This is a genomic window from Caulobacter sp. D5, assembly GCF_003185805.1.
In the GTDB taxonomy this organism is placed as follows: domain Bacteria; phylum Pseudomonadota; class Alphaproteobacteria; order Caulobacterales; family Caulobacteraceae; genus Caulobacter.
Genome location: NZ_QHJY01000577.1, coordinates 1 through 1,037, shown reverse-complemented (window position 1 = coordinate 1,037; position 1,037 = coordinate 1). Strand labels below are relative to the sequence as shown.

Sequence of the window (1,037 nt, the reverse complement as noted above, 5' to 3'; positions counted from 1 at the left end):
GCGGTCGGGGTGCTGGCGGGGGCGCGTCTGGCGCCGCGCCTGGCCACGCGCGTCCTGCTGGCCCGCCGGCTGTTCGCCGCCATGGTGGTGGCGACGGCCGCCTATGTGCTGTGGCGCGCGCTCGCCTGAACAGGCGAGTGGTTGCAGTCCGGCGCGCCTGGGTGGTGCAAGGTGGCGGCTGTGAAAGATATTGCCGTTAGAAGATAGATGCCGAAATCTAGAACATTGTTATTGTAGTGATCGCCGCCAAGCTCGACCGTATGTTCAAATACAAATCCGATATAGATGTAACATCTTTGGAATGTGGCGTTATTTTGCCTCCATTGCCTCGACTCATGTTGACAATATCGTCGTCTCGATGAAGTTTTTTAGGGTCGCAGAGATCAAAGATCCGCGGCGCTATTGAAGATCGCTCGAACATTCGCCGTGGCGCGCAACCCCCGCGCCTTGGGCGACGACACCGAAACGCCGGCGCCGCTCCATGGCGACCGTCGCCTGGCCTGAGGCCCGCCGCGCTTTTGCGCGGGGTCTTCGGCGCGGGTTTCTTCGGCGTCCCCTGCAAGCCCGCCCAGATCGTCTCGCCACGCCAGGCCGCTGGTCGTGACCGCCGCCGCGACGGGCTTGTCCGCATCTTCAGTCAACAAACCGCGGCCCATGCGCCGCGACGACAAGGGCGGTCACCGCCTGTCTCTCGGAGGGAAACCATGTCGACCAACCACAAAGTGCGCCGGGACAACCGGCTGCTGATCACCACGGGCCTGGCCGCCGCCATCCTGGGCTCGAGCTCGTCGATCGCCCTGGCGCAAGCGACCCAGAATCCGGCGACCCAGGCCACGGACACGACCAAGGCCGCGCCGGAAGCCACGGTCGAGAACAAGGTCGAGGAGATCGTGGTCGTCGGCACCCGCGCCAGCCTGCAGAGCGCCATGGGCCGCAAGAAGCGGGCGGGCACGATCTCGGACTCGATCGTCGCCGAGGACATCAGCCAGTTCCCCGACAAGAACGTCGGCGAGGCCCTGGGCCGGGTGACCGGCGTG

The 1,037-nt window shown here is 65.3% G+C and carries 1 protein-coding gene and 2 pseudogenes; 2 read left to right on the top strand and 1 reads right to left on the bottom strand.

All coding sequences use genetic code 11. From position 1 onward, the window contains the following. A pseudogene (locus tag DMC18_RS25445) lies at positions 1 to 129 on the top strand (sulfite exporter TauE/SafE family protein); the annotation flags it as partial. A 254-nt stretch (positions 130 to 383) separates the two neighbouring features. On the opposite strand, the gene DMC18_RS25770 reads toward DMC18_RS25445, so the two are convergent. Beyond that, positions 384 to 671: a hypothetical protein gene (locus tag DMC18_RS25770; RefSeq protein WP_146218236.1), complete on the bottom strand. Its 288-nt coding sequence runs from the start codon at positions 669 to 671 to the stop codon at positions 384 to 386. Between the two features lie 33 nt (positions 672 to 704). On the opposite strand from DMC18_RS25770, the pseudogene DMC18_RS26720 reads away from it, so the two are divergent. Further along, positions 705 to 1,037: pseudogene (locus DMC18_RS26720) on the top strand (hypothetical protein); the annotation flags it as partial.